The organism is Candidatus Micrarchaeota archaeon (assembly GCA_021163225.1).
Classification (GTDB): domain Archaea; phylum Micrarchaeota; class Micrarchaeia; order Anstonellales; family JAGGXE01; genus JAGGXE01.
Genome location: JAGGXE010000055.1, coordinates 20,780 through 29,541 on the forward strand (window position 1 = coordinate 20,780; position 8,762 = coordinate 29,541).

Consider the following 8,762-nt stretch of genomic DNA (forward strand, 5'->3'; position numbering starts at 1 on the left):
GGTTAGCAGAAACCTATTTATTTATCAGACCAAGTTAACAGGCATTTATTCACAAACGCACCACAGAGCCTCTCACACATAAAATTTTTAAATATTCTTTGATAATTCGGTTTATGGAAAAGATAAATTATGTAATATCCATACTTTGTTTGTTTATTATTTTACTATCTTTCGGATGTACGTCTGAGGAAGGGATCGGTGCCTTTTATGTCAAGGATGCGGGTTTAGTCGATCTTAATGATAACTCTACGTGGGACCCTGACGGTGACGGTATCCCTAACGTAGTGTATTCGGACGGCAAATACTACATAAATCAAGACGTCCGTCTGGCGCGAACTAATTATGACCTCTGCCCTTCAGGTTCTCCGGAAAGTATAGTTATTAACTGTTCTGACTGCGAACTTGATTGTAATAACGCAGTTTTAGAGGGATGCAGTAGTGGAAGTGAAAGGTCGAGGTCAAGCGGCATAGCCGTGTATTATCAACATAATATAAGGATCACCAATTGTGAAATCAGAGGGTTTGATTACGGTATATATGCAGAATGTCCGTCGGGTGTGATTGAGAACTGTGAGGTCTACGATTCTAAGACCGGTATTATGCTCTGGCGTGTTAATGACGTTACTGTTTCTAATTGCGAATCGCACGATAATCAGGAAGACGGAATCGGTAGTTATCAGTCTCGTGATGTCCGGTTGGAGGGGAACACAATATATTCTAACTCACGACATGGGGTTTATTTATTTAATACTGGTGGTTGTGATGTTGTAAATAATGATATATTTAACAACGAGAATGACTGTGGAATCGGTGCTGATAGTGTGCAGGATATTGAGATAGATGACAATAATATCTACAACAACAAGTTTGGTGTTTGTGGAAACTTCTTTGATAGTAGGATTTCTAATAACCAGATTTATGATAACTCCTATGACGGGATCGCGTTAAACTCTGGTAATAGGTATAGGATAATCAATAATGAAATCATTTCTAACAGGAGATACGCTATTAACATCGGTAATGCTATAATCTCGGAAGTAAGGGATAACGAGTTGTGCGATAACGAAGGTGAATATGATATATTTCTGGAAGGGGATGGTGATATATCAGAATTAGAAGATAACACCTGTGATTCTGGTAGGGTGTACTTAAACGGAGACATCAGAGGATGTGATAACCCGTGCACTATTACCTGTGTGGATGAGGATGGGGACGGGTACGGTGCGTGTCCCAACTGCGGTCGTGAAAGCGGTTGTGAGCACGACGGTGATGATTGTGATGATGATAACCCTGACGTATATCCAGGTGCTGACGAATTGTGTGACGGACTGGATAACGACTGTGATGACGAGATAGATGAAGGGTTGCCCACTTATACGTACTATGCGGATACTGACGGTGACGGGTACGGCGATCCCGGTTCACCTTACGAGACGTGTTCAACCACACCGCCTGATGGTTATGTGGATGATAACACGGATTGTAACGATACAAACGCGGACATACATCCTGATGCAGTTGAGGTGTGTGATGACGGTGTTGATAACGATTGTGATGGTAATGTAGACTGTGAGGATGACGACTGTAGTTCTGACCCTGTATGTGAAGGTACGGTGTTCCCTGAGGACGGGATGAACATAGTTGAAGATGTGGCGTTCCCACCGGGAACGTACGTCCTCCCGCACGGGTTGAATGTAGGTGGCGATAACGTAAGAGTTGAATGTAGGGGTACTGTACTCATCGGTTCTGAATCGGGAAGGAGTGATCATATCGGGTTAAACATAACAGGTAGGACTAACGTAACCGTTAACGGATGTACCTTCAAGAGATATAAAACAGGTATTCTACTCAGTAATACCGATAATTCCATCATTGCTAATAATACGGTTGAGGAATCGGATGAGGGGATCGTGATAGAGGATAACTCTCAGAACAACCAGATATACGATAACCGGATTAGTTCGGACGAATACGATATCTATTTGAGTGAAGATTCTCATAATAACTCCGGTAATAATATCTGCGAGATATTGGAAGACAGGGACGAGAACTCAGTATCTTGCGGGTCTTGTATCACGCCGTACGATTACATGGTAATCGGGTCTAATTCTAACGTATCCGTGTGTAACGGTAATTACGAAAACCTACACATTTATCTTAGAGGTAGTAATATTACGTTCAGTTGCCGTCCTCACACGATATTCCAAAACAGTTGGATAGAAGTGGATTCAGGATCGCAAGATATAGAGATTTCTGGTTGTACTCTAAGAAACATGAGTTATATTAACCTCAACACTCAGGACAGTAACATATCAGATGTGATCATTCATGACAATCAGTTCTATTATAAATCATCAGTAACAACTCATAGAAACTATTATGTTGATAATGTATACATCGCCCGCAACAACTTTTCCTCTTCATATATGGGTTTAGTTAAGAGTCAGAACGTTTTGGTTGAAAATAATGTGTTCCACTACAATATTTCGTCCGGTGTTCGCACTGCGAGATGTAAAAACATTACGTTCAGAAATAATAGGTTCGTTGGTGATGGTAGGCATTCGGTAGGGTTGGAACATTTAGAGGATGAAAACCTCACTATCAGTAATAGCATTTTTGAAAACACAACACTTACTATCAGGTCGAACGGATGGAATTTCATTAATAACACTGTCCGGCTTGATGATTATCCTGGACTCACCTATTTTACGTTTAGCGGTCGTGGATGCACACTTAAAGATAACGTGATAGATATTAAACATTGGGGCAATTTAGATTTAACAGTTAGCGATAGTTTGATTGAAGGGAACACGATTTCTACTTTTCTGATCATATTCTGGTTTGTAGGGTCTAATAACACAATCGTGAATAACGACTTTGAAGAAACAGGTATTGATCTGGGACATTGGATCTCATATCTCCAAAGGGATTTAAAGATAATCAATAATACATTTGGCGGGCTACGTCTTGGGGATGCTACCGACGTCCTGTTTATGAATAATACATTTTACACGTTAGAGTTGAATAATGTAGAAAATTCTTCATTTATCAATAACTATCAATCACAAGGGTCTACACTGGGCGGTATGTATTTATACGTGGTGAATAATTGTACGTTTATCAATATGACCCTTGGTAATAATGCAAAGTACGGGCTCAAAATAGGAGGGTATTCCACGGATAACTGGTTTATCAATCTGAGGAGTTGTAACAATAGTGTGAACATGACTTCTTACGACGCGGACATCGTAGACATGGTTGGCGGTAACCATTTTGTACATTCTGTATACGATACCTCTTATACTCCGTTCCCGAATGACCGAGAGTACTTTGATAAGGTCGGTAGTTGCGGGAACGTTCGTCCTGCCTGCATAACACTGCAGAACAGTATGATCATAACAGGAGATGTTACTTTATGTCCCGGAACCTACGAAGTGAACGGAGACGTTTTCATGCGTGTGGTGACTGATGGTGTTAACGTCAGATGTAACGGTACGGTGATCAGATACGTAGGTGACGGAGATGGTATTGCTGTACTGGTTAGTGAGGACGCAGATAACGTTAACATCTCTGGTTGTACGTTTGAAGGATTTAAAGAAGGAGTACATTGGTACGGGGATAACGGTGTTTTCATGAATAATCTACTTAATACAACTAGGGATGGAATGATAATACTCGGTAGACGGAATATCAGTATAAAGAATAACACATTCATCGTTAACGGTAGAGCGTCAACCGTGTTGAATTTATCTCATGTTTCAAACGTATCCGTTGAGGGTAATCAGGTCTCAGGACAGAACCTGAATACCGGTATATATCTATCCGATTCGTCCGAAGTCTTCGTAAACAGTAATAACCTCTCACTTTACAGTGGGCGTCCAACCGGAATGTCAATAATCAACTCAAGTCATGTCCGAATTAAGTTGAATAATCTTAATACAACTAGAAATGGAATCACGGTAATCAACTCAAGTCATGTTCAGATAGGGTTGAACAATATCTCAGGGCGGTCGTACAGCATCATTCTAGAAAACATATCTGCCGTTAACATAACCGACAACTATCTATCTAACGCGGGACGGGCAATATACATCAAACCTAGAATAACAAACTTGGCCATACGTAATAACCGGTTTGAAAATATAAGACATTATTATATCTCATTAAGTTTACGCGACAATCTATTTGGTGATTCGGGTTGGAATAAGGATCAATGTTATGAGATTCATGCTGAGAACAACACCGAAGCGAGTACGGGTTATCCTATAATCTTCTACACGGGTAGCGGAACACTTGAAGATAAAGATGTATCACAGTTAATACTGTGCGGTGCGGACGACTCAGTCATGTCTAACATAAGATTTAATGCTGGACCGCCGCCCCGCGTGTTTGAAGCGTATTACACGGATAACGCAGTACTAAGAGAATTCAATGCATCTCATCTCTGGGATTTCATCATTGCAAAGTCGACAGGAGTAGTTCTTCAGGATAGTTATATCAATGGTGTTTTATTCTTCGTGAATGATACTGATTGCTTAGTAGAAAATAATTTCTTGACTCCAGCCTATAAAATACTTGAGAGTGCCGGTAAAAATAATGTGTATAAAGATAATACAATCAACGTATCCAATGGAGGGTTTGTAATAAGCTTTACCGAAGGTGCTGAAATTCTCAACAATAGAATATTTGGTCGCTGGGAGAGTAGTGCTCCATACGCATATAGGCGTGGTAGAAATACGGGTATTTACTTGGGCTTTTATGGAGGACATGATAAGTTGAAAATCATTAATAACACAATGTCAAATTTGACATACGCTATATATTTTGATGATTCCAAAGTCTCCAACTCAATAATTGCAAACAATACAGTAACACATTCATATCATGGTGTACATATATCCTTGAATCCGGGATGGGGTGCAGAACTCCACAACATTACATTCTCAAATAACAAATTCATAGGAAACTTGGGTGGGGTTATATTTGATGTTTTTTCAGGAGTGGATACATCTAATGTTGAGTTTATTAACACAGTATCCTGTAATCTGAAAAGTGATATCAGTTTTAGTTTTTACGGTAGAAACATGGAAGATAAAACCCCAACTGATTATGTAACATTCTACGACACGATCTATGATTTAGCCTCTCCAGACAACGACACCTATTACGATAAGACGGAATCGTGTTATGAGTATATGGGATGTCATCTTCCTAAGATGGATGAGGTGTACAACGATACGTTATTCTGTCCTGGTGATTACCCAGTCGGTGATATTAAGGTGTTGGATAACACAACGATCATCTGTAACGGCACAGTATTCCATCCGTTTGACCCTGAGCAGTTTAATGCTGCATTAAACCTGACCGGCGATAACATTACGGTTTCAGGTTGTACGTTTAAGGGATATCATACTGCGGTCGTTCACGAGACCACTCCATCTCAGGAGGCGTCCTTACACAGACATCTTAAGGACGGTATGTTAACGAATAACACGTTCTTAGATAACAACATAAGTGTCCGGTTGTGGAGAGTGGATAATGACAAGATCTTGGATAACATGTTAGTCAATACCACCGTAGGTGTGTATGTGCATGAATGTGAAAACCTGAGAGTGGACAATAACAACATCACGGTCGGGGAAACCGGTATCTTTGGAAGCGCGAACGAAGGGTTTGTCATAACCGGAAACGTGATCAATAACATGTTGAAAGGTATCCATGTATGGAGCGGTGAGGCTACTGTTGAAAACAACACGATTACCGATAACCGGGAGTACGGGATCCGTGTTGAACACGGTGGTGTCAACATCACAGGCAACATCGTCTGTAATAATATAATAGCAGACATATACGATTGTAGGAGTAACCTGTGTAGTGATAACTATTGCGATTGCAGTGGGGCTGGTTGTCCGCCATGTGAACATAGGTGTAGTGAGACGCCCGGCGGCGGAGGTGTTAGTTGTGTCGTTCCCGTGGACGGGATGATAGTATATCATGATACTGTATTATGTTCTGGAGAATACCGTCTCCCGAGAGGGATCAGAATAGAAGGCCATAACATCACCCTTACCTGTAACGGTACAGTACTGGTCGGGAACGGACCGGGTGACGGTAACAGCGGTATCATCGTATCATACGGGAGAGAGAACAAGGTTGTAGGATGTGAGGTAGTTAACTATACGAACGGTATATTCGTCGCGCATTCGCCTGATACCAATATAACAGAATGTACTGTGAGAGAGACGGACAAGGGAATAATCATTAGGGATTCGTTGAGTAACGAGGTTGAGGGATGTAACGTTACGTCCAGCGGTACGGGTGTGTACATTGAGAATTCTGATCACGTCATCGTGAGAGAATCTCGTATCACCGATACCCTTAACAACGACCCGATTTACGTGAGGTATTCGGACGATGTATCCATCTTAGACAATGTGATTGAGAACTTCGGCGGTTACCGGTTCGGGATAGACGGGTATAGATCCCAGAGATTGAACATCAGCAACAACATCATAAATGGCGGGTCTGATACGGGTTCCAGGATAGGTATACTTCTGACGAGCGGGTCTGATCATGCGACTGTGTTCAACAATACCGTAAACAACGTGTTTTACGGTGTAACGGTTTACACTTCATACAACAACCTATCAAACAACGACCTGTGCGGTGCGGTTCATGGGTTCTCGGTCAGAGGTGGACATAACTACGGTGAGGATAACAGGTGTGATCAAAGCGTGAGTTATCCTGATAGGGATGTGGATATCGTATGTCTTCCATGTGATTGAATCTTTTCTTTCTCCCAAGTCTGTACAATACCACCGCTTTTACTTTACTTTTTTACCTACTTCCGTCTCCCAATAGTCATCCACCCATCACATCTAAAACAGAAAATTGGATGTTGTTATCCTATTCGGTATATCCTGTCCGGAAGGTATAAAATAATTGATATGGAGAAATTTATAACTTCAAACTCGGATAAAGTTATTTACAAAAGAGGTTGTTCTGGTGGAGAGGCAAGAAGTATGTGGACCAAACTCTTGTACGGTATCACAAGTATTTTCGTCGTAATCTCAGTGTTAATATTTGCTACAGTTGCTTATGAGTTTGAAAGTGATAGATCCATACTCGGTGAATTGGTGTTTACGTTTCAGGACTTGCGTTCTTCCCTGGCTCTTTTAACCAGCATTTTTGTGGGTATAACTTATTTTAGTGTTGTTTATAAGAGAAGAAAACAGTACAGGACAGTTGTTCTAATCTTGTTGATCACAAGTTCATTGTACAATCCTATCATGGATAGGCTGGAGAGAACAGTCCTTTGGCCCTACTGTTCTAACGATTACCGATACGCACCAGAATGTTTCAGATATACCTTGGCAACACGCGTCATTAGTTTCCTCAGATACTTCTGGATCCTTAATTACCTATCAACAGCAATCCTCCTCACGTCCATAGTCCTTCTGACCCTGAGTTACTTGAATCTGGATGAGTGGGAAAAGAGGATCATGAATAAGGTTAAGAATTTCAAATCTAACTTCTCGGGATAGTCTTAACCGTGTTCGCTGTTATGTTAAAGAAAGTGGGAGCGACAGCGAAAAAGTTGAAGGAGCAAGAACATAGATGAGGGTAGTCGGTATTAGGTGAAAGTAATAGAGGTTAGGGTCCGATCTATTTCTCTTTCAACCATCTAGTATGAGTTTTCGGGTAAATCTCTTTTAAATACTTCTTTCCGGTTTTTGTCTTAAAAAGAGGGATTCTAGCCTCTTCAAAATGTTTAAAATATCTTTTAATGTCCTCCTTTGAAAAAGTCGGTTTAAGGGAAGGGTCTATACTACCAAGAGAATCGGCTTCGATCAGTAATTGAAAATCATGATCGTCAATTTTGATGTTCTTAAGTTCAGGTAGATCATGTTTTCCAACATAATCACAAATCTTTTCAATCTCATCTTTAGTAAAATAATAATCAAATTCTGATAGAATTTTCTTACAGATTTTTTCTCCCAACTCCATATGTTTCAACTTTTTAGAATAAACCTTGTCCATATTCTCTCTTTTTCCTATATCTACTTCAATATAACCAATATCATGTAAATAAGCAGCCGGAACAAGTATCCTCTCATTTCCACCTTCTTCTTTAATTAATTTTTTCACCCAGTATACAACTCTCAATGTATGTTGGGTCGTCCATTTGCTCTTGTCTTTTTCCAAAATTTTTACAACTCTTTCTCTCAGTAAGTTTTCAATTTCTTTCTTAAGTTTCGAGTTCATAGTAATATAGAGTTAGAACTCATTTAATAAACTTCCTCCCAGGGCATACGAAGTTCAACTGGTTGATCCTTCCTTCAAAGATGTCCTATGGTTTTATATAAGATACATCAGATCTTCAACAGCCATTTCCACAGAGGAACAAATCTTATCTTCCTGCCGTCAATTTTTTCCTCGCTTTCATAATCCCATGTTATAACTAGCAAATCCTTACATTTCAACAATTCATCTGCTTTTAACAATGCTTTGATCTCTCGTCTGTCAACTTCGTCTCTTGCACTTGCATAAGTCACCTGGATAAGTTGATTAATTCTTACTCCTTCCTTCACTACAAAATTGACTTCGCTTTTATGATAGGACAATTCTTTGTAATTTTTTCCTTTTTACAGGGACAATTTTAATGCCCAAAAACGACGGGATAAAATTCTGTTTAAATTTGCATAATGGAGGAGTATTTTTGACAAGAGCGGAAAGGAAGACGATTAAATACCTTAGGACAG

The 8,762-nt window shown here is 40.1% G+C and carries 4 protein-coding genes; 2 read left to right on the plus strand and 2 right to left on the minus strand.

What is annotated here, in order from left to right; translation table 11 throughout:
• Positions 1 to 113 precede the first annotated feature (113 nt).
• Together J7K41_03945 and J7K41_03950 are read left to right on the plus strand one after the other, a co-directional pair.
• A complete protein-coding gene (locus J7K41_03945; protein ID MCD6549828.1) occupies positions 114 to 6,785 on the plus strand; it encodes a right-handed parallel beta-helix repeat-containing protein in 6,672 nt (2,223 codons plus the stop codon).
• Between the two features lie 237 nt (positions 6,786 to 7,022).
• Positions 7,023 to 7,544 carry a hypothetical protein gene (locus J7K41_03950; GenBank protein ID MCD6549829.1) on the plus strand — a complete coding sequence of 174 codons (522 nt, stop codon included), beginning with the start codon at positions 7,023 to 7,025 and terminating at the stop codon, positions 7,542 to 7,544.
• A gap of 121 nt (positions 7,545 to 7,665) precedes the next feature.
• Here J7K41_03950 and J7K41_03955 read toward each other — a convergent pair whose 3' ends face one another.
• Both J7K41_03955 and J7K41_03960 read right to left on the minus strand, forming a co-directional pair.
• The gene (locus tag J7K41_03955; protein ID MCD6549830.1) at positions 7,666 to 8,265 is read right to left on the minus strand and encodes an HD domain-containing protein; all 600 of its coding nucleotides are present in this window, start codon (positions 8,263 to 8,265) and stop codon (positions 7,666 to 7,668) included.
• A gap of 107 nt (positions 8,266 to 8,372) precedes the next feature.
• Positions 8,373 to 8,624 (minus strand): ATP-binding protein, encoded by a 252-nt coding sequence (locus J7K41_03960; GenBank protein ID MCD6549831.1) that lies wholly within the window; start codon positions 8,622 to 8,624, stop codon positions 8,373 to 8,375.
• Positions 8,625 to 8,762: the final 138 nt, after the last annotated feature.